This window comes from Blautia sp. aa_0143 (assembly GCF_004167315.1).
In the GTDB taxonomy this organism is placed as follows: Bacteria; Bacillota; Clostridia; order Lachnospirales; family Lachnospiraceae; genus Blautia_A; species Blautia_A fusiformis.
This window is the reverse complement of record NZ_RCXU01000017.1, coordinates 62,099-84,041: the sequence shown is the minus strand read 5'-3', so window position 1 is coordinate 84,041 and position 21,943 is coordinate 62,099. Positions and strand designations below refer to the sequence as shown.

The following is a 21,943-nucleotide window of genomic DNA, read 5'->3' as shown; positions in this document are numbered from 1 at the left end:
AAAATGCAGTATACAGAAGAACAAATTATAAGAGCAAATCAGACAGATCTTGTTTCTTTTCTGAGCGCACAGGGAGAACAACTAGGGAAAAGCGGAAAGGAATACCGTTGGAAAAAGCATGACAGTGTAACGGTATCCGGAAACCGGTGGTACAGGCACAGTCAGGGGAGGGGTGGCTATCCGGTGGATTTTGTGATGGAATTTTACAATGCCACATTTCCGGAAGCTGTCAAGATGCTAACCGGGGAGGAAGGCGAAGGCAGGAACAGTACCTGCCCCGCCCCGTCCCCTGACTTCCGATTACCAGAGAAAGAGGAAAATAATGATAGAATCATCAGATATCTGACAGAAAACAGAGGGATTGAAAAGAATATGGTGGAGGAATGGATCGGCAGTGGGGATATTTATGAAGAAAAGAAGCACCATAATGTGGTGTTTGTTGGCAGAGATGCAGACGGTATTCCAAGATATGCCCATTGCAGGGGAACTGGTGAAACAAAATACCGGGGAGATGTGGCTGAATCTGATAAATCTTACGGATTCTGTCACAGAGGGACGGATAATCAGTTGTTTGTGTTTGAAGCAGCCATTGATCTGCTTTCTTTTATCCAATTATTTCCCAAAGACTGGAAAAAGCGGAGCTACCTGAGTCTGGGTGGCATTTCCAGTGCGGCACTGATGGCTTTTCTTTCTGAACGCCCTCAGATTACTTCGGTTTTCCTGTGCCTGGATAATGACCATGCAGGGAATGAAGCCAGTGAGAAATTGGCAATAGAAATCCCGGACGGATACAGTGTCATCCGTCTGAAACCGTCCCGAAAGGACTGGAATGAAATCCTCTGTGATAAAAATGCAGACAGGAAGAAATCAATCATTGAAACAGTTACAATGAAAGTACCGGAGAAGGAAGAACTGGTGCCGATGTTGTGTTATGAAGACATTGAACAGACCAGTGTAGAATGGCTGTGGTTTCCCTATCTGCCATTTGGAAAACTGACGATTATTCAGGGCAATCCAGGAGAGGGAAAAACTTATTTTGCCATGATGCTGACCGCAGCCTGCACGAACCGTAAGACTTTCCCGAACATGGAAGAGATTGAACCTTTTAATGTGATCTATCAGACTGCAGAAGACGGTATGGGAGATACGATTAAGCCGAGGCTGGTGGAAGCAGGAGCAGACCTGAGTCGGGTGATGGTCATTGATGATACAGAGGAAGCATTGACGTTATCCGATGACCGTATTGAAAAAGCAATCCGTCAGAATCAGGTCAGACTTTTAATCATTGATCCGGTACAGGCTTTTATCGGTGCCGATGTGGATATGAACCGGGCAAATGAAGTCCGTCCGGTATTCCGGAAACTGGGAATGATCGCTGAAAAGACCGGTTGTGCGATTGTGCTGATCGGACATCTGAATAAATCTTCAGGGACACAGAGTACTTACCGGGGACTTGGTTCTATTGATATCATGGCGGCGGTGAGAAGCCTGCTTTTTATCGGGAAAGTAAAGAAAGACCCGACAACAAGAGTACTGATCCATGAGAAAAGTTCTCTTGCACCTCCAGGTGAGACGATGGCATTTAAACTTGGAGATGAAGAAGGATTCCGCTGGGTGGGAGCTTATGAGATTTCCGCAGATGATCTTCTGGACGGAAAGGAAGGAAAGCCGACAGAAACAAAACTGCAACGGGGAACGAAACTGATCTATGAACTGCTTGCAGACGGAAATGCAGTCACAATCCGGGAACTGGATGAAAAGGCAAAAGCACAGGGAATCTCCCAGAGAACCATGCGAGAAGCCAGAAGCCGGATGAAAGAAGAACTGGATTATCGGATGAATGAAAAGCAGGAAAATACCATTCGATTAAAAAAACAAGGGAGAATGGGTGACGGCAGAATTTTGGAGTGAACGGCAGGCTTTATAGATACCCTATCTGCCGTCTGCCGTCTGCCGGTGCAAGGCAATCAAACGGAAATAGCAGGTATCCATACAGAATAAGGATTGCTGTGAATCTGGAACAAAAATGAATTGTAATATGGCGGATATAATGGTATGATTATCCGGTAACAGCAATGTTACGGGGAAGCACCTGTGACAGGGTGTGGCTGCCTCCTGATATTTACAGACCGGAGCCTTTCGGGGTTCTGAGATGAAAGAAAGGAGGTGCGTGATATGACAGCTTATGAGATTATCTCAATATTCTTAGGCGTACTCAGTTTACTGATCGCTTTTGGTAGCCTGTTAATTGCGATTATTGCCTTTCTTGATCGGAAGAACAAGAGGAAATAAAAATGCCTATCCTGTCTGCCAACAGGATAGGCGGTGGTCGTAAGACCATTTAGTCAACTCAGGCGGCATCCACTTTGGAGTGGGTGCTTTTCCTATAACAAATGTACCACACATTCCTCTTGTTTTCAATGGGAAAATTAAAATATGCAGTTCATCTGACAGGGATTTATCCCTGTCTTTATTATATCCCCAATTTCTGAAATGTTAATACAAAAATTTTAATATATGTAACCAACAGTCTGGGCAGTTAATCTGTAAAAATGGATTAGCTGCTCTTTTTTTGCAAAAAATGGAGGTTTTACAATGGCAGTGAAGAAGAAAATTATCAACATCAGAGTATATTTTGACGGTGATCAGGACGCAAAAGAAGTGTTTGCAGAGGTGATCGCACAGAAAATACGTGACACGAAAACAAAAGATAAACTTGCAATAATGAAAGATAAGCAGTATAATGATTATGAGTTCAGTAATCTGAAATCTGCGTAGGATGTGCAAAGTAACGGAGGTATCAGATGAACAACAGATATATGAGTAACAATATAGAAAGAAATGCAACCTGGAGAGTTGGTGTATACTGCCGACTTTCCAAAGATGACGAATTGACCGGAGAGAGTGCCAGCATCTCCAACCAGAGAGACATACTGGTGAATTACTGTCAGTCACAGGGCTGGCAGGTGGTGGATGTGTTTCAGGACGATGGTTATACAGGATTGAACACAGACCGACCTGATTTGCAGAGACTTCTCAAAGCCTGTGAAAAAGGACTGGTGAATCTTGTAATTACCAAAGACCAGAGCCGACTGGGACGAAACCATGTACAGACAGGATTTCTGATGGAGGAGTTTTTCCCAAAGCATGGAGTAAGGTATATCGCATTATATGATAATGTGGATACCTTTGCCGGAGACAATGAGATTGCCCCATTTAAGAACGTGCTGAACGAGATGTATTCCAGAGATATTTCCAAGAAAGTCCATGCGTCCTATCACCTGCAGGCAACCAAGGGAAAGTTTACAGGTGTTGTTCCACCACTGGGATATCAGAAAGACCCGGAGGAAAAGGGACATCTCCTGATTGACGACGAGACAGCACCGATTGTCCGGAAAATTTTCCAGTGGGCGGTGGACGGTCATGGGATTAACTTTATATCCAGAGAACTGGAACGCCAGCAGATTCCCTGCCCGTCATGGTGGCACCGGAAACGGGGACTCCGCACCTATTACACAAAATGGGAAAAGAAAGACCCGGAAAATGGGAAATATGTATGGGATGAATCCTATCTGAAATCCCTGCTGATGAATCCCGTTTACTGTGGTGACATGGCTTCCCAGAAAAGGTACTACCGTTTCAAGATTGGCAATCAGGGAGATAAAGCTCCGGAGGACTGGATCACAGTCAGGGATACCCACGAAGCAATCATTCCGCAGGATGTATTTGATCTGGTACAGGCAAAGATGAAAGGCAGGAAACGCCAGACAGAACAGGGAGAATACAGCATGTTTGCCGGATTACTCCGCTGTGCAGAGTGTGGCGGTGCGTTGACGTTGAAGAAGACGCACACCAAAGACCAGCATGAAGTTTATACCTGTTCCACTTATATCCATAAGGGGAAAGCACATTGTACCCAGCACCGGGTGGACGCTGATGACCTGTATGATGCAGTCCTTACCAGAATCCAGGAATGTGCAAAAGCAGTTACCGGAGACGGAACAGAACTGGAAAACCGGGTAAAGGAGTTATGCGAGGAAGATACACAGGGACACAGGGAAAGTCTGGAGAAGCTGGTATCAAAGCAGAAAGACCGCCTGGAAACGTTAGACCGGCTGATTGCAAAACTGTATGATGACCTTATCAATGACAAGATTACAGAATCTGTTTTTGATAAGATGCTGGAGAAGACACAGAAGGAGCAGACAGATATCAAAAAGGAACTTTTCCAGAATGAGAGTGTGCTGAATACGGAAGAAAAACTGGATGCACAGTCCCAGCAGTGGATTGACGATATTAGCGAGTATGCGGACATCAAAGAACTGGATGCCAATCTTCTGAACCGGCTGATCAGTAAAATCGTTATCTCAGAACCGCAGGAGAAAGACGGAACAGAAAATTACTGCCGTACTCCTGAAACGGTCACAATGGAAATTCATTTCAACTTAAAACCAATACCGGAGCTTGGAACCATCGAAAGAGGTTCCGGCTCCCATAAATAAGAAAAATCTATCAAAATTTAATCTATTTTAATCTTTTCAAGGCTCATTTCGAGCAAATATTTTCTCATAAAAGACATAAAACAGTTGATGGCGGGCGGTGGCATCGTACTGATTGGAATAAACCTGATTCCACAGCTTGCAACTTTGTTTGGATAAATAAATGGGTGGAATAACCGAAAAAATAACAGAGTTCATAAAGGATCTGCTAACAGGCTGGATCACATCAAACCTGGATACCATGTTTACCGATGTAAATACCAAAGTAGAAACGATTGCTGCGGAGGTTGGGAAAACACCCCAAAATTGGAACAGTGGCATTTTTTCCATGATAAAAAATCTGTCGGATAATGTCATTGTCCCCATTGCGGGGATGATTATTACATTTGTACTGTGTTATGAGCTGATTTCCATGATTATGGAAAAAAACAATATGCACGATACGGATACGTTTATGTTTTTCAAATACATTTTCAAGATGTGGGTAGCGGTATATCTTGTTACTCATACTTTTGATATTGCGATGGCAATTTTTGATGTAGCGAATCATGTGGTATCCAATGCTGGCGGTATGATAACCGGTTCCGCATCTATTGATGTTACAGAAGCATTGAAAACGCTTCTTGAAACGCAGATTGAAGATATGGGAATCGCAGAATTACTGGGGCTTGGTCTGGAAACGATGCTGGTTAGTTTATGTCTAAAAATCATATCAGTCCTGATTACCGTCATTTTATATGGACGAATGATAGAAATATATCTTTATGTCTCTGTGGCACCTATTCCGTTTTCAACATTTACGAACAGGGAATGGGGAAGTATTGGAAATAATTACGTGAAGGCATTATTAGCGTTGGGATTCCAGGGATTTTTTATGATGGTATGTGTTGCGATTTATGCAGTTCTGGTAAATGCCATTACAGTTGCGGATAATCTTCATACAGCTATCTGGTCAGTTGCAGCATATACAGTTATTTTATGTTTCAGTCTGTTTAAGACCAGTTCCCTGGCAAAATCAATCTTCAATGCACATTAGGAGGAAACAAGAATATGGCATATGTTCCAGTGCCGAAAGATTTTTCAAAAATAAAGACAAAATTAGCACTGAATTTAACTAAAAGACAAATTATATGTTTTTCTCTGGCAGGAATTTGTGGTGTTCCGGTCTATTTGCTGACAAAAGCAGGACTGGGAACAGATGTGGCAGCAACGCTTATGATCATAGTGATGCTGCCATTTTTCTTTTTTGCAATGTATGAAAAGGATGGATTTCCAGCAGAGAAAATATTGCTTCACATTATCCGGCAGAAATTTTTAAGACCTGGAATCAGGGTCTATCGTTCCCAAAACTTATATGACCGGATTATAGAGTACGATAAATTAGAGAAAGAGGGTGCATGGCTTGAGAAAAAGGCAAAAGAAGCCAGGGAAGCGAGAAATCCGTTCCATTTCCTTAAAAAAGCAGACCGAAAAAAATAAGAAACAGAAAACCGGACTTACGAAAGAAGAAAAAAAGCGTCTGAAAGAACTTCGGATGATAAAAGCGGAGAATCAGAAGAAGAGGAAGCCTTTTACAGCGCAGGATACGATTCCATATAAGGAAATATATAAGGATGGTATCTGCAGGACAGATGATAACTATTATTCAAAGATGGTGCAGTTCTACGATATAAATTACCAGTTAGCGCAGAATGATGATAAAGCGGCTATTTTTGAGAACTATTGTGAGTTCCTGAATTCATTTGACAGCTCTGTTGAGGTACAAATTACATTTCTTAATCAACAGGTGAATTTTGATGAGTATGCAAAAAATATTGATATTCCAGAGCAGGATGACTGTTTCAATGATATTCGGAAAGAATATTCGGATATGTTGAAAATGCAGCTTTCCAAAGGAAATAATGGGCTTGTAAAAACAAAATATATTACATTTTCCATTAAGGCGGATAATCTGCGAAATGCAAAATCCAGGCTGGAGAGAATTGAAGCCAGTGTATTGAATAATTTTAAGGTGATGGGAGCCATGGCAGAGCCTTTAAATGGGGTAGAACGTCTGAAAATTCTGCATGATGTGATGAATATGGACACAAAAGAATCTTTCCATTTCCATTATGGGATGGTTGCAAAAACAGGTCTGCAGACAAAAGAATTTATTGCACCTACCGGATTTGATTTTCGCAATGACAGCTATTTTCGGATGGGACAGACTTTTGGATGCGTGTCATATTTACAGATTACATCACCAGAACTTACGGATAAACTGCTGGCAGATCTGCTGGATCTGGAAGAGAATCTTATCATCAATATGCACCTGCGTCCAATTGATCCCAAGGCAGCTATTAAAAGCCTGAAAAGTACGCTGTCAAATATTCAGAAAATGAAAATTGAAGAACAGAAGAAAGCGGTCAGAAGCGGATATGATATGGATATTATTCCAACGGACATTTCTACATACGGAGAGGATGTGGAGGGATTGCTCAATGAAATCCAGTCCAGGAATGAGAAACTTTTTGAACTTACTTTTTTGCTGATGAATACAGCGGACAATAAGAGAAAACTGGACAATATTGTGTATCAGACTGCAGGAATCGCCCAGAAATATAATTGCAATATACGGAGACTTCAATATCAGCAGGAACAGGGACTTGTGGCATCACTACCACTGGGAATGAACCAGACTGGAATACAGAGAATTATGACTACGACTTCTACAGCAATCTTTGTTCCGTTTACCACACAGGAACTTTTCCAAGGCGGTGAAGCTCTTTACTATGGCTTAAATGCACTGTCAAACAATCTCATTATGGTGGATCGGAAACGATTGAAAACACCTAACGGCCTGATTTTGGGTACTCCTGGTTCCGGTAAGAGTTTTGCAACGAAAAGAGAAATTCTCAATGTTTTCCTGATTACAGACGATGACATTATTATCTGTGACCCGGAGGGAGAATATTTTCCGCTGGTAAATGCCTTAAATGGTGAAGTTATTAAAATCAGTGCAAAAAGTAATGATTCCATCAATCCTATGGAAGTGAACCTGGATGTTATTTATCATCCGGAGAAATACAGGATTAATGGCGATGTGGAGGATATTGATACCATTATTGCTGATAAAGCAGAGTTTATCACATCTTTCTGCGAGGTCATTATGAAGAAACCTCAAAATGCAGAATTAAATGGTGATGAGGTTTCCATGATTGACCTGTGTGTAAAAGACATTTATAAAAAATATCTTTACAATGATCCAAAACCGGAAAATATGCCGACTTTGCAGGATTTCTATGAACGTCTGAACTTTTATGCACCAGATAAACCAGCAGCACAGAACATTGCCAACAGTCTGCAGTTGTATGTAACAGGATCGCAGAATGTATTTAACCATCGAAGTAATGTCGATACGCAGAACAGAGTGGTATGCTTTGATATTCGGGAACTTGGAACCACACTACGAAAAGCAGGGATGTTGATTGTCCAGCATATGGTTTGGACAAGAGTATCACAGAACCGCAGTCGCAGGAAATCAACCCGTTATTATGTGGATGAATTTCACCTTTTGCTGAACCAGCCACAGACTGCTAATTATTCTATTGAAATGTGGAAGAGATTTCGTAAGTGGGGTGGAATCATTACAGGAATCAGTCAGAATGTAACAGATTTTCTTGGCTCTCTGGCAGTAGAAAGTATTGTGGGAAACAGTGATTTTATCCTGATGTTAAATCAGCACAGCGGGGATCAGAAGATCCTTGCGGAGAAATTGAATATTTCCAAGCATCAGATTTCTTTTGTAAATAACAGTAATGCAGGAGAAGGGCTGCTTTTTTACGGAAATGTAATCATACCTTTTGCAGACAGATATCCGCAGGATACCAGAACCTATGCTTTGATGAGTACTAAACCGGATGAGATTCAGACTTAACGGACAAAAAAGCAGAGGTGAGGTACATTGGGAAAACAAAAATATACGGCGAAAGAGAAGAAAGTCAGCCGTATGACCAGAAATGGTCTGGTTGAGGAAAATCTTGCAACAAAGGAGACCAGAAAAGTTACAAACAGCGATCAGGAGTTGCCTTATAAACAGAAGGATGTAGAACAGGCATTTATTACTTCTGAAAAGAAGAAAAACTCTCATAAAAAAGCTGAAAAGAAACAATTTTCCGAAAAAGTTCAGGAGGGAAATCCTGCCAAAAAAGAAGAGGCTGCAAACAGTCCTCCGGGAAAACGAAAAACACAGGGACGGTACAGATACCGGGACAAGCCTGCAGGTGTATCTGTGGATTCAGCGGTAGAAATACGTGAGCGCAAAGAAAAACACAGGAGCCAGTATCAGCGACAGAAAAAGAAACAGCAGAGACTGCAGTTTGGAAAACTGGAGACAGATGGAAGTCTGAAGAAAGAAAAGAAAACTTCGGCTGAAACAGATGGAGGACATTTTCAGGCAGAGAAGAATGATGTTTCTACAAACCGAAAAAAAGGAAAGCAGAAATATAGCCGAAAAACAATAAAAACTTATCAGGAAGTGGATAAGGCTGCAAGAAAACAGGAAGCTGAGAGGCAGAACAAAATTCCGAAAGATTCTGTTTATACCAAGAAAACAAATGAGGAACAGAAAGCAAAGGTAAAGTACCATTTATATTTCGACAAAAAAACAGGGAAAACGGATGGTAAAAAGAAAACCTTGTCTTCTGTTCCAAAGAAAGCATTAAAAAATGCAGTATATCAGAAAGCAGGCGAAGACGAAGAGGAAAACAGTGCTGTAGATACAGCACATAAGCTGGTGCGTTCAGGTGAGTGGATATTACAGGAACATAGCAGTAGAAATATCCGGAAGAACCGCAGTCAGATACATAAAGAAAACCGTTTAGAGAAAAGAGCCTGGAAGAGTGCATCCAGGTATCAATATCAGAAATATCTGGAAGAACATCCAGAGATGCAGAAAAAGCTGATCAGAAAATTAATACAGAAGCAGAGGATTAAGCGAGAGTATCAGATGGCATACCGGGCTGGGAAGATTGCAAAAGAAACAAAAGACACCTCAATCCGGTCAGTAAATCTTGCTACTAAAATTGCAAGAAAGGCACAGGAAGTATTTGTAAGAAATGTAACTACTCTGATCTCAATGGGGTTGTTATTGATTTTGCTTCTTTCCGTAATGACAGGATTTGCTTCCTGTTCGGCTATGTTTTCTAATGGAATTTCTACGGTAATCGCTTCCAGTTACATTGCGGATCCGGACGAAATTGAAAAAGCAGAGTTGTATTATACGCAGTTGGAAGCCAGTCTTCAACAGAAAATAAACCAGATGGAAGCCCGGTATCCAGGAAAAGATGAATACAGATATAACATTGGTGAAATCGGCCATGATCCTCATACATTGATCAGTTATCTGACTGCCAGTTATGGGGATTTTAAGTTTGATGAGATAAAAGGAGAACTGGAAATAATTTTTTCTTTACAGTACGGAATCACCGTAGAGGAAAAAAGTGAAACCCGGCAGGAAACATCTACAATACAGGTAGGGCAGTCATTGGGAAATGTTGTGACCAGTGGATACTGTAATTGTCCCATCTGCTGTGGCGTGTGGAGTGGAGGACCTACTGCTTCAGGGGCAATGCCACAGGCTAATCATACGCTTGCGGTTGATGCTGCAAACCCATTTCTTCCAATGGGGACGAAAGTAGTGATGAATGGGATTGAGTACACCGTAGAAGATACTGGAAACTTTGCCCAGTATGGTGTCCAGTTTGATGTTTATTATGATAATCACGCAGTAGCTGAGGCACATGGTCATCAGACCTGGGAATGTTTTCTGGCAGAGGGAAATCAGAACTCTGTGGAAGTTACCCGTACAGTAACTGCAGATGTACTGAATGTTTCTGTTCAGGCAAAACCGCTTAGAAGTGTTATTCTGTCCAGAATGGAAGAGGATGAGCAGGAAATTTATGAAGAGGTCTATTCCAACAGAGGAAATTTACAGACATATAAAACTCCGGTTGAGTTAAACTGGTATGCCTATATCAGTACCTATTATGGGTATTCTGTAAACAATGGAACCGGGCAGACACAACTTCACAGAGGTGTGACGATTAATGTACGACAGGGAACAGAAGTGAAGTCAGCGATGAATGGTTTTGTTGTAGATGTAGGATATAGCGGAACTTTTGGAAATTATGTAGTTACGCAGGATAAAAAAGGTGTGCAGATTAAATACGCTTATCTGCAGAGCATTTCGGTAGCAAATGGTCAGGAAGTAACAACAGATACTGTAATTGGTACAACGGGAAGTACAGGAAGTGCAACCGGAAGCCAGTTATATTTGGAACTGGTCAAAGATGGGGAATATTATAATCCTGTTTTTTATATCAGTACCGGAGATAGCGGGCTGTATGTTGGAGGCGGCAGTTATGATGATGAGACTGTGCGGAGATTATTTGCGGAAGCAGACAAATATCTTGGTATGCCGTATGTATGGGGCGGTTCCAGCCCGGAGACTTCTTTTGACTGTTCTGGTTTTGTAAGCTATGTGTTTACCAATTCGGGTGTCTGCAATATGGGAAGACTTACTGCACAGGGAATTTATGACATTTGTATGCCTGTATCACCAGAAGAAGCAAGGCCAGGAGATATTATCTTTTTCACTGGGACGTATGATGCGGGAGAGCCGGTTACCCACGTAGGAATTTATGCCGGAGATGGACAGATGATCCATTGTGGAAATCCAATTCAGTATACGTCCATTAATTCTGCATACTGGCAGTCTCATTTTTATGCTTTTGGCAGGCCATAAGGAGGGGCGTATTTGAACATTGAACGAATAAAAGAAGAACTTGCAAGAACCTACGTTAAGATTGAAAAGCTACAGAAAAAAGCAAGGGATCTGGAAGAACAGAAGAAACAGGCAGAGGATATGGAGTATCTGAAAATTATCCGAAGCAATGGAGTTTCCGCAGAGGAACTTCAGTTGATGATTGATATCAGTAAGGAGGAACAAAAAAAGATATTGGAAACCAGAGAAAAGGAGCAGACAGAAAATGAAGAAATTTCATAAAAGAGCAGCTGTATTTTTAACCGCAGCTACGTTAGCAGGACTTCCGGCAGGAGCTTTCTTTTATAGTTCGCCCGGAAGTCTGACTGTATGGGCAGATAATGTAGAAGTGGAATCATCAGAAGAAAGCAGCCCGGAAGATGTTGATTTTTCAGATGAATCAGAAGCTGAAATTCTTGCAGATCCAGTGGAACAGGCACAGGAAGATGCAGGAAATGATGTGACGGAAACACCGGAAGTAGGGATTACCTTTACAGAACCCGAAGGCTGGCAGACAGATACGGCAACCGTAAAAATTCAAGTGGAAGATACAAAGAATACAGGTGCTTTTTCTATTGCAAAAGTAGAAGCAAGACTTTCAGAAAATGGAGGATGGTCAGACATAACCGGAAATATGGAAGTATCCATCTCTTCTAATTGTAGTATTTATGTGAGAGTTACCGATCAGAATGGAAATACTTATGAGCAGAATCGTTACATAGAGTGTTTTGATAAAACCAAACCAACTATTATTGCGGCTGCGAAGAATGGGATACTGATCGTGCAGGGAGTTGATGCGGAATCGGGAATTGCTGCTTTGTATGTCAATGGAAATGAATTCACTGAACTGACGAATAATACATTAAATGTCCGTTTGCAAAAAGCGGATACTTCCTATGAATACTTTACCCTGCAGGCAAAAGACAAAGCAGGAAATATGTCAGAGATCTATAAAGTAGGAAACCCTTATTATGAAAATCCAGATGCAGTAAAAGAGAATACAGAGGTTTCCGGAACGGAGCAAAATGCAGCTTCTTTGCCAGCCGATGGAACTGCAAGTAAGCCCACCAGTGCTACGGCAACCGTAACGGAACATCAGACAACGAATGAGACTGCTACTGCACCAACAGAACCAGAAAACACAGGAAATGAAACGGATACAGAAGCAGATACCGGACGGGTGCAGGGAGAAAGTTCTGCTTCCGGCATGTCAACAGGAACAGTTCAGGACAAAGGGGGAAAGGAATTTTATACGATCAAGACAAAAAGTGATAAGGTTTTTTATCTGATCGTAGATAAGGATAAAACGGATGAAAATGTTTATCTTCTTACAGAGGTAGGCGAAAATGATCTGTTGAACTTTACGGATACCAACATGGTCACACTTCCACAGAACCAGGCTATTGCAGAATCCGCACTGCCACTTGAAACAGAGAAGATCACAGAGACACCGGAACCAGAAGTTACGATCATACCGGAAGAAAAGGAAGAACCTGAGAAGAAAAGCAATAATTCCGGCACGATTTTATTAATGCTGCTGGTTCTGGCAGGAGTTTGTGGTGCTTACTATTATTGGAAATTTATGAAAGGAAGAAATACTTCTTTTGATTATGAAGAGGACGAGGACGACGATGAGGAGGAAGATACAATTCGTGAGGATGATGAAGAATTAGAAGAATATGAAATGGAAGGTGAAGTAGAAGACGAAGAATCAGAGGAATAACTTTGTTTCACTTAATTACAGCGACAGGTGCAGAAAGGAGATTGAAAATTGCAGCTTGTAATTGCGGAAAAACCCAGCGTAGCCAGAAACATTGCGAAGGTGCTTCATGCCACAAACGTAAAAGATGGCTACCTGGAAGGAAAAGAATATCTGGTTTCCTGGTGTATTGGGCATTTGATTGAACTGGCTAGTGCGGATCAGTACCGGGATGACTGGAAAGCATGGAAATATGAAACACTTCCCATGATTCCGGAGAATTGGAAATATCAGATTAAAGAAAGTACCAAAGGGCAGTTTCGGGTTTTAAAGGAACTGCTTCACAGAGCAGATATCACAGAAGTTATATGTGCAACAGATGCAGGAAGAGAAGGGGAGTTGATTTTCCGTCTGGTATATAACCAGGCAGAATGTAAACTTCCCTTTAAAAGACTGTGGATTTCTTCCATGGAGGAAAAAGCAATTCTGGAAGGATTTCAGCAGATGAAAGATGGACATGAATATGATAATCTTTATTATTCTGCGGTGGCGAGAAGTGAAGCAGACTGGCTGGTGGGAATTAATGCCACCAGACTGTTTACGGTGCTGTATCACCATCGGTTGATTGTAGGTCGGGTGCAGACACCTACACTTGCAATGCTGGTGGAACGGGAAAAGAGCATCGAGAACTTCCAGAAAGAGAAGTATTATCTGGTTCATCTTCTGATGGATGGATTGGATGCTGTAAGCAACCGGATAAAAGAGAAAAGTGCTGCCGTTCAGATGATGGAGGATATGAAGGATGAAACTGCACAGATTCTTTCAGTAAAGAAAGAGAAGAAAAAGGTACAGCCGCCGAAATTATATGATCTGACCACATTACAGAGGGAAGCAAATCGTCTTCTTGGATTTACGGCACAGCAAACCTTGGACTATACCCAAAGCCTTTATGAGAAGAAACTGGTGACGTATCCAAGGACGGATAGCCAATATCTTACAGATGATATGGAAGAAAATGCGTTTTTGGTTATTGATGCGGTAAATAGAGTATTTCCAGAAATATCAATGAAGGGTTCGGAACCAGAGATAAAAAGACTTTTAAACAGCAAAAAGGTATCAGATCATCATGCAATTATACCAACGGTAGAAATTACAAACATGGATTTAAAAGCACTTCCGGGTGGAGAAAAGGAAATTCTCATGCTGATTGCATCAAAGTTATTATGTGCATCGGAACAGGAATACATATATGAGAGTATTAAGACTGAAATTTCCTGTCATGGAGAACTGTTTACTGCATCTGGAAAGAATGTTCTCCAATATGGATGGAAAGAAGTGGAAGAACGGTTCTTTAAATCATATGGGAAAAATGCAGAAAATCCAGAAGAGGAGGAAAGTGATTTTCCAGATATAAAAATGGGACAGGTATTTGAAAGTGTTGTTGTAAAATTTAGTGAACATTTTACAGCACCGCCGAAGCATTATACGGAGGATACACTTCTTAGTGCCATGGAACACGCTGGTAGCTCGGAAATGACAGAAGACGCAGAGAGAAAAGGTCTTGGGACTCCGGCTACCAGGGCGGCGATTATTGAGAAGCTGGTCGAGAAAGGTTTTATTGAGCGTAAAAAGAAGCAGATATTACCGACAGCAGATGGAAGAAATCTGATCAGGATTCTTCCGGAAATGATCAAATCACCAAAACTTACAGCAGAATGGGAAAATGATCTGACACTGATTTCCAGAGGCCAGAAAAATGTAGAAGAATTTCTCTTCGAAATTGAAAAAATGGTTACCAAATTGGTAAGTGATAATGGACAGCCAGTGGAAGAATACCAGAAACTATTTTCAGATGGTCGGAAAGAAATTGGAAAATGCCCAAGATGCGGCAATAAGGTTTATGTGGGAAAGAGAAATTATTATTGTTCAGGAAGTGATTGCAGTTTTACTTTATGGAAAAATAACCGATTTTTTGAGAGTCAGGGAAAAACACTTGATGAAGCAACTGTCAGGAAGCTGCTGAGTGAGAAGCAGGTGCATTTCAAAGATCTGGTATCAGAGAAAACAAAAAGGAAGTATGAAGCAACTATAAAGATGGAGGTTTCAGAAACCGGAAATCCAAAGTTTCAGTTGATTTTCCCGGAACGGAAGAAAGGAAAAAAGAATGAAGAATAAAAAAAATATGAGAAGATTTTTGTCGGGATTCTTGGCAATGCTTACAGTGTTATCTACAATTCTATCTCCAATACTGTCCTATGCGGCAGATGTAGTGCCAGTGCCAGAAGAGCCACCGTTATACGAAGAGGTAAAAAATGAACTTGATGCAGATGAGGTGGTAAAAGCAAAAGATCTGGAACTGGAAACAGGCAGTATTTTTGAAGTGGAGAAAGATTTTACCGGACTGGAAATACCAGATGAAAAAAAGGTGAAGATCACTTTCCATGAGGCAAAAAATGAGGAAAAGCAGGACTTTACAACAGATTACGAAGATACATACAAAGCTGTTTATTATGTAGAGCCAGTAAGTGGCCACCCAATTTATCAGATCAATCGTAAGCTGATTGTAAAGGAAGCGGTGGTGCAGGTTGCTGAATCTGAGAATCAGGAATCTGTAAGCAACCAGGAAGATGAGAATGAAGCAGAAGGCGAGGAACCAGCCATAGGCACTGCAGAGAGTGAAGAACCTGTGCAGGATGAGGTAAATGTAGAAATTCCGTCAGAGGATGAAATCTATGAAGAAGTAACTCCGACAGAAATTCCGGTTGAGGAAGAGCCAATAGATACACCAATCCCGGAAAACCCGTCTGAGGAAGTTTCAACAGAAGAACCTGCCATAGATGATAATCCGGATACAGACAGCACATTTGAAGAAATTACAGATACAGATCCGGAAGAAATGCCAGAGGCGACAGACGACTCTTTTACAGATGGAACAGAGAAAACAGAAGATGCAGATGGAAATTATCAGGTAAATATTGTTCGTGGAGAAGAATTTCATATTGAGCTGAACCATGAAGATGGACAGTATCAGCCAGGAGAAACCGTTGTATTTTCCGGAGATATGCCGCAAGGCAGCTTAATTGCAGTAGGAACAACAAAAGTACAGGCAAACCAGACAGAGAATACAGAAGATTTATTGTATTCAGAGGTGACTTATCACGAAGAATCGGATAAATTCAGTTTTGAAATGCCAGCAGATGACATTGATCTAAGTGTTTCCATGGATCAGGCAGAAAACGGTATCATGTTACTTGCAACCGATACTCCATGGGATGATGCAACAAATATTGAAGCAAATAAATATTACTATTATTCAGATGGCCAGCTTCATCCGTTTGATACAGTTATGGGACAGGGTGGAAATGACAGCTACAAATATGTTCGTTACAAAGCAGACGGAAAGACTTATACAGTAAATGCGTATTGTATGCAGCACTCCATGCAGTCACCTCCAAGTGGGACAACATATAAAAATATGGTTGAACTGGATGAAGGCGGAGATGATAAATATTTGAGAAAAGCCTTATTCTATGGATATGGCGGTCCAGGATGGGGACATACATTCAATGGATATAATGTAAAATCCATTATGGAAAAATATGGATGCAGTTCTGAGACAAGAGCCATGCAGCATTACCTGGTTGACTATTTATATGATGGCGAATCCGGATTTGGAGGTGCGCTTTCTACAACCGCTAAAAATATGCTGAAAGAGATTAAAGCAGCTCTTGCTAAAATGCCTGATCCGACAGCAATGAAACTTCTTCCAGGACTTTCCGTTAATGCAACGGGAAAGGAAACAGAAAGTTTTACCTGGAAGGCAAATGAAGCATTTACCATTACCATTCATCTGGAGAACGGAGTAAGCCTTGTTAATGAAACCACAGGAAAAACGGCATCTGGAAATGTCACTGTAAAGGGTGGAGAGAAATTCCATCTTGTAGCTACAACAGCCAATATGGGTAGCCTGAAAGGAAAGTATGCGATTACATCTAATTTCCCTTTGGATTTCCATGCAATGCTCTTAAAATTGGAGAGTTCACAGGACATTGGTTTTGGCTACTATACAGATTCCTCTGACCTGCAGATTACAGTTGACTGGCCGGAAGAAGCAGTTATTGAAATTACAAAGAAAGATGGAGATACTGGAAAAAATCTAGCTGGAGCCGTGTATGGGGTATATAGTGATAACGCCTGCACAAAGCTGATTGCTAAAATGCCGCCAACAGACAGCAATGGTTCTTCACGTGTAACTCTTACTAAGACACAGGATACAGTTTACTTAAAGGAAATTACAGCACCAGAAGGTTATGTTGTCCAGGCTTCCTCTTATGGAGTGAAATTAGTAGTTGGCAGTACGACCAAACAGACTGTAACGGACAAAGAGCAGAAAGGAAATCTGACCGTTTATAAAGAGGGTGAGGTTTTCGTAGGAGCTGTATCTGATGAAAATGGAACTTTATTCCAGTATGAGAAACGCCGTCAGAAAGGAGCCGTTTATAACGTATATGCTGCCGAGGATATTGTAACAGCAGGTGGAAAAACAGTTTACAAAAAAGGCGCAGAAGTAGCGAAAAATCTGATCACAGGTGAGAACGGTTCTGTAACGGTAAAGAATCTTCCGCTTGGAAGCTATAATGTAACAGAAGCACAGGCCCCGGAAAATTTTTATAATGCAAAAGAAACAAAAAAAGTAACCATTTCTTATGCAGGGCAAACTGCAGAAGCGGCTTTCTCAGAGACTACCTTTACAAATGACCGTCAGAAAGCAGTGGTGCAGGTGATAAAGAAAGACAAAGATACTGAAAATACACTATCCGGAGGGCATTTTGCTCTGTTTGCAGCGCAGGATATGAAAACTGTGGATGGAAAAGTAGCAGTAAAAAAAGATGCTCTGATTGAGACTGCAATTACTGGTACTGATGGAAAAGCAGCATTTAAAGCAGATCTTCCAGTGGGATTTTCTTATTATGTAAAAGAAGTCCAGGCTCCGGCTGGTTATGTCAGAAATGAGAAAGATACTTATTCTTTCCAGTTCAGTTATACCAATGATGAACAGGCAAAAATTTCTTTCAGTCATACTTTTGTGAATGACAGGGTCAGTGCTGCAATCTCTTTGAATAAAAAAGATGCCGAGACAAAAGAAAATAAGGCACAGGGAGATGCTTCCCTGGAAAATGCGGTGTATGGACTTTATGCAAGAAACGACATTACCCATCCAGATGGAAAGACAGGCGTTATTTATAAAGCTGGAAGCCAGATTTGTACGCTAACTACCGATAAAGAAGGAAAAGCAAGGATAGAGAATCTTTATCTTGGAGAGTATTACATCAAGGAAATTACCCCATCCGTAGGATATCTGGCAGACGAGCATGAATATGATCTTGTATGCAGTGATGAAGGTGATCTGACAGCGGTTGTAGAAAAAGAGTGTACCTCACTGGAAACGGTGAAGAAACAGCCGTTTGAACTTATTAAAGCTGCCAATAATGGAGACACAGATGCTGCATTACTATCCGGAGCTGGATTTAGTGCATATCTGGTATCTTCTTTGGTGGTAAAAGAGGATGGAAATTATGATTTTTCCTCTGCAGAGCCGGTTGTGATCGGTGAAAATGGAGCAACGGAAATTTTTACAAATGAGAAAGGCTATGTAAAATCCATTGCAATTCCATATGGAACATATCTGGTGAGAGAAACTACAACACCCCATAATTACAAACCTGTAGATGATTTTATTGTCCGGGTTACAGAGAATAAACCAACAGAGCCGCAGACATGGAGAGTTCTTTTGGATAAAGAATTTTCTGCAAAACTGAAAATTATCAAACAGGATGATGAGACTAAAAAATCTGTTCTAATTCCGGGAACAGAGTTTAAAATTTATGATATGGATCATGAAAAATATGTAGAGCAGGTAACTACATATCCGACAACCGTTACACATATCTCTTATTTCACAGATACAGATGGATATCTGATCCTGCCGCAGAATTTAAAAAGCGGTCATTATAGAATCGAAGAGGTAACAGCACCGGACGGTTATACCATTAACAAAAATTATGTCGAAATACAGGTGGACACCAATACCCTGTATCAGACTGATCCGGTATCAGGTGATGCAATCATTGAAGTTGTATATGAGAATCATCCGGTGAAAGGAAAACTCACTGTACAGAAAAAAGGAGAGGTTCTTTCGACCTATAAGAATGATTTTAAGTATGAAGTTCAGAATCTTTCCGGTGCAGTATATGAAGTGTATGCTGCAGAGGATATTTATACAGCTGATTTCCAGAAAGATGACACAGGAAAAAGAATCCTGGAATATGCAAAGGGTGCAAAAATTGCAGAACTGACAACGGATGAATCCGGAAAAGCAGATCTTGATAATCTGCCTCTAGGAGAATACAAAGTTGTAGAAAAGACTGCACCGGAGGGATTTGTATTAAATGAAGAAGAACAGAAGGTTTCTTTCGTCTATGCAGACCAGGATACACCAGTGATCTCACAGAGTGCAGAGTTTATAAATGACCGCCAGAAAGTAGAAGTGTCAGTTGTGAAAAAAGATGCTGAAAATGAGAAAGGGCTTTCTGGAGCAGAGTTTGGTCTTTACGCAAAAGAGGATATAAAAGCAGGGGATAAGGTACTGGTAAAAGCAGACGAACTGCTTACAAAAGCGGTAACAGGTGAAGATGGAAAAACTGTTTTTGAGCAGGATCTGCCATTTGGAATTTATTATATAAAAGAACTGGCAGCACCAGATGGTTTTGTATCTTCAGATGAGCAGATTGAGGTGACTGCGAAATATCAGGGACAGGAAGTAAAAACAGTAAAACTGGAAACCGTTTTTAAGAATGAGCCGACAACAACTGAATTTACGAAATCAGATATTACAACAGGTGTGGAACTTGACGGAGCAACACTGACGGTTTTGGATTCAGACGGAAAAGAAGTAGAAAAATGGACTTCTGTAAAAGGAAAAGCTCATGTAATAAAAAGACTCCATGTGGGAAAAACCTACACACTTCGGGAAGAGTTTGCACCATATGGTTATCTGCAGGCGGAGGAAGTGAAATTTACAGTTTCTGATACTGCAGATGTTCAAAAAGTAGAAATGAAGGATGCTGTTCCGGTTGGACGAATCATCATCAATAAAAAAGGTGAATTTGTCAAAGAAGTTACCTGGAAAGATATGCTGGCAGGCGGCATGGACGCAGCATTTGGTTATGTTACAGGTTCTTTGAAAGATGTTACTTTTGAAATTTATGCAGCGGAGGATATCAAGGCTGCAGATGGGGAAAGCAGTGATTATTATAAAAAGGACGAACTGGTAGCAACAATTACGACAGATGCTCTTGGATATGCGAGATCAGAAGATCTTCCTTTAGGCAAATATTATGTAAAGGAAAAAGAGACGGCGGATGGATATGTTCTGGATGGAGAAATCAGAGAGGTTGATCTGACTTATCGTGATCAGAATACTCCGGTTGTGACTTATGATGAGGACTGGCAGAATAACCGCCAGAAAGCAAAAGTAACTGTAGTTAAGAAAGAAAAAAATACAGACCGTGTTCTGGAAGGCGGAGTATTTGCACTTTATACAAAGAATGATATTTTAAATGCAGAAGGCGAAGTAATCCTGAAAGCAGATACCATGATCGAGCAGAAAGCTACGGATCAGGATGGAAGAATTGTATTTACGGCAGATCTTCCAATCAATGGCAGCTACTATGTAAAAGAAGTGCAGGCTCCTGCTGGATTTGTGACAACAGAAGAAATCAAGGAATTTGATTTTGCTTATGCGGGAGAAGAGGTTGCAGAAGTATCCTTTGAGTTCACTTATGAAGATGAGCCAACTACTTTTGAAATCACAAAATCAGATATTACAACCGGGGAAGAATTACCAGGTGCAAAACTGAAAGTATCCGATTCAGAGGGAAACGTTGTGGATGAGTGGACATCCGGAAGCACACCACACATCATTAAGGAACTGGAAGTTGGAAAGAAATATACATTAACAGAGACAATTCCTGCTGATGGCTATGCAACTGCAGAATCCATTATGTTTGTAGTAGAAAATACTGCAGATATACAGAAAGTAGAAATGCAGGACGATACAACAAAAATTCTGATCAGTAAAGTTGATATGACAGATGGAAGCAGCGAGGTCAAAGGTGCTAAACTGTATATTCTTAATGAAAACCAGGAAGTTATGGAAAGCTGGACATCTGGTGATCAGCCCCATTATGTAGAGAAACTTTCAGTCGGCACTTATACGTTGTTGGAGGAAACAGCACCGAAAGGCTATATTGTGGCAAATAAAGTGACATTTGAGGTTAAGGACACCGGAGATGTTCAGGGAGCCAAAATGGAAGATGAACAGGCAATGGGCAAGGTAATCTTAAATAAAACGGATAAAGATACCAAGAAGCCAATGAAAGGTGTAGAATTTGCCCTTTGTGACAGCAAAGGTAAAGTTCTGGAAACTCTGGTAACAGACAGTGCTGGCCATGCAGAATCAAAGAATTATCCGATTGCGACTTTTAAGAATGGGCAGTATAAAAAAGCAATCACATATATCCTGAAAGAAACAAAAACACTGGATGGCTATCAGCTTGATGAAACCGAGCATAAGATTCAGTTTGAATATGTCAATGACCGTACTCCTGTGATTGAATATACTCTGGATCTGACAAATAAGAAAGCTCCGGAAAAAGACACTCCGGAAACATCAGAAAACCAGGGAGTCAGCACTCCTGGTTCCCATGGTTCTGATGCGACTTCTGTATCCAATTCACCAAAAACAGGAGATAATACAAATATTGCTATTTTTGTGCTGGCACTTGCAGTATCAGCAGGATGTCTGGGAACTGTAGTGACAGTTAAGAGAAAACGCAAATGATAATATAAATAGTGTTCTGGGGCTGTGGTTACTGCACAGCC

The 21,943-nt window shown here is 41.0% G+C and carries 13 protein-coding genes; all 13 read left to right on the top strand.

The window, feature by feature from the left end:
- Positions 1 to 3 precede the first annotated feature (3 nt).
- The gene (locus EAI83_RS10255) at positions 4 to 1,911 is read left to right on the top strand and encodes an AAA family ATPase (protein ID WP_023843669.1); all 1,908 of its coding nucleotides are present in this window, start codon (positions 4 to 6) and stop codon (positions 1,909 to 1,911) included.
- A 264-nt stretch (positions 1,912 to 2,175) separates the two neighbouring features.
- Positions 2,176 to 2,292, top strand: a complete 117-nt coding sequence (locus tag EAI83_RS17570; RefSeq protein WP_015543458.1) for a putative holin-like toxin — start codon at positions 2,176 to 2,178, stop codon at positions 2,290 to 2,292.
- A gap of 303 nt (positions 2,293 to 2,595) precedes the next feature.
- Positions 2,596 to 2,778 carry a hypothetical protein gene (locus EAI83_RS10250; RefSeq protein ID WP_015521925.1) on the top strand — a complete coding sequence of 61 codons (183 nt, stop codon included), beginning with the start codon at positions 2,596 to 2,598 and terminating at the stop codon, positions 2,776 to 2,778.
- A 26-nt stretch (positions 2,779 to 2,804) separates the two neighbouring features.
- A complete protein-coding gene (locus tag EAI83_RS10245) occupies positions 2,805 to 4,502 on the top strand; it encodes a recombinase family protein (protein ID WP_015521926.1) in 1,698 nt (565 codons plus the stop codon).
- A 24-nt stretch (positions 4,503 to 4,526) separates the two neighbouring features.
- On the top strand, positions 4,527 to 4,658 hold the full coding sequence (locus EAI83_RS10240; RefSeq protein ID WP_373153066.1) for a Maff2 family mobile element protein: 132 nt from the start codon (positions 4,527 to 4,529) through the stop codon (positions 4,656 to 4,658).
- 4 nt (positions 4,659 to 4,662) lie between these two features.
- Positions 4,663 to 5,535 (top strand): VirB6/TrbL-like conjugal transfer protein, CD1112 family, encoded by an 873-nt coding sequence (locus EAI83_RS10235; RefSeq protein ID WP_129975303.1) that lies wholly within the window; start codon positions 4,663 to 4,665, stop codon positions 5,533 to 5,535.
- Between the two features lie 14 nt (positions 5,536 to 5,549).
- Positions 5,550 to 5,978 carry a PrgI family protein gene (locus tag EAI83_RS10230; RefSeq protein WP_005426563.1) on the top strand — a complete coding sequence of 143 codons (429 nt, stop codon included), beginning with the start codon at positions 5,550 to 5,552 and terminating at the stop codon, positions 5,976 to 5,978.
- Positions 5,979 to 6,033: 55 nt separating this feature from the next.
- Positions 6,034 to 8,415 carry a VirB4-like conjugal transfer ATPase, CD1110 family gene (locus EAI83_RS10225; RefSeq protein WP_129975309.1) on the top strand — a complete coding sequence of 794 codons (2,382 nt, stop codon included), beginning with the start codon at positions 6,034 to 6,036 and terminating at the stop codon, positions 8,413 to 8,415.
- Between the two features lie 27 nt (positions 8,416 to 8,442).
- Positions 8,443 to 11,283 (top strand): CD1108 family mobile element protein, encoded by a 2,841-nt coding sequence (locus tag EAI83_RS10220; protein WP_243113474.1) that lies wholly within the window; start codon positions 8,443 to 8,445, stop codon positions 11,281 to 11,283.
- Positions 11,284 to 11,295: 12 nt separating this feature from the next.
- Positions 11,296 to 11,544 carry a DUF4315 family protein gene (locus tag EAI83_RS10215; RefSeq protein WP_021652602.1) on the top strand — a complete coding sequence of 83 codons (249 nt, stop codon included), beginning with the start codon at positions 11,296 to 11,298 and terminating at the stop codon, positions 11,542 to 11,544.
- Positions 11,528 to 13,024 (top strand): CD1107 family mobile element protein, encoded by a 1,497-nt coding sequence (locus tag EAI83_RS10210; protein ID WP_129975301.1) that lies wholly within the window; start codon positions 11,528 to 11,530, stop codon positions 13,022 to 13,024. The genes EAI83_RS10215 and EAI83_RS10210 overlap by 17 nt, the downstream gene beginning before the upstream one ends.
- 48 nt (positions 13,025 to 13,072) lie before the next feature.
- Positions 13,073 to 15,175 (top strand): DNA topoisomerase 3, encoded by a 2,103-nt coding sequence (locus EAI83_RS10205; protein WP_129975299.1) that lies wholly within the window; start codon positions 13,073 to 13,075, stop codon positions 15,173 to 15,175.
- Positions 15,165 to 21,902 (top strand): SpaA isopeptide-forming pilin-related protein, encoded by a 6,738-nt coding sequence (locus EAI83_RS10200; RefSeq protein ID WP_129975297.1) that lies wholly within the window; start codon positions 15,165 to 15,167, stop codon positions 21,900 to 21,902. The genes EAI83_RS10205 and EAI83_RS10200 overlap by 11 nt, the downstream gene beginning before the upstream one ends.
- Positions 21,903 to 21,943 lie beyond the last annotated feature (41 nt).

Bases quoted from the DNA above. Each gene is read 5' to 3' on its own strand.
- EAI83_RS10255 (WP_023843669.1), top strand. From the start codon at position 4: ATGCAGTATACAGAAGAACAAATTATAAGAGCAAATCAGACAGATCTT.
- EAI83_RS17570 (WP_015543458.1), top strand. From the start codon at position 2,176: ATGACAGCTTATGAGATTATCTCAATATTCTTAGGCGTACTCAGTTTA.
- EAI83_RS10250 (WP_015521925.1), top strand. From the start codon at position 2,596: ATGGCAGTGAAGAAGAAAATTATCAACATCAGAGTATATTTTGACGGT.
- EAI83_RS10245 (WP_015521926.1), top strand. From the start codon at position 2,805: ATGAACAACAGATATATGAGTAACAATATAGAAAGAAATGCAACCTGG.
- EAI83_RS10235 (WP_129975303.1), top strand. From the start codon at position 4,663: ATGGGTGGAATAACCGAAAAAATAACAGAGTTCATAAAGGATCTGCTA.
- EAI83_RS10230 (WP_005426563.1), top strand. From the start codon at position 5,550: ATGGCATATGTTCCAGTGCCGAAAGATTTTTCAAAAATAAAGACAAAA.
- EAI83_RS10225 (WP_129975309.1), top strand. From the start codon at position 6,034: ATGATAAAAGCGGAGAATCAGAAGAAGAGGAAGCCTTTTACAGCGCAG.
- EAI83_RS10210 (WP_129975301.1), top strand. From the start codon at position 11,528: ATGAAGAAATTTCATAAAAGAGCAGCTGTATTTTTAACCGCAGCTACG.
- EAI83_RS10200 (WP_129975297.1), top strand. From the start codon at position 15,165: ATGAAGAATAAAAAAAATATGAGAAGATTTTTGTCGGGATTCTTGGCA.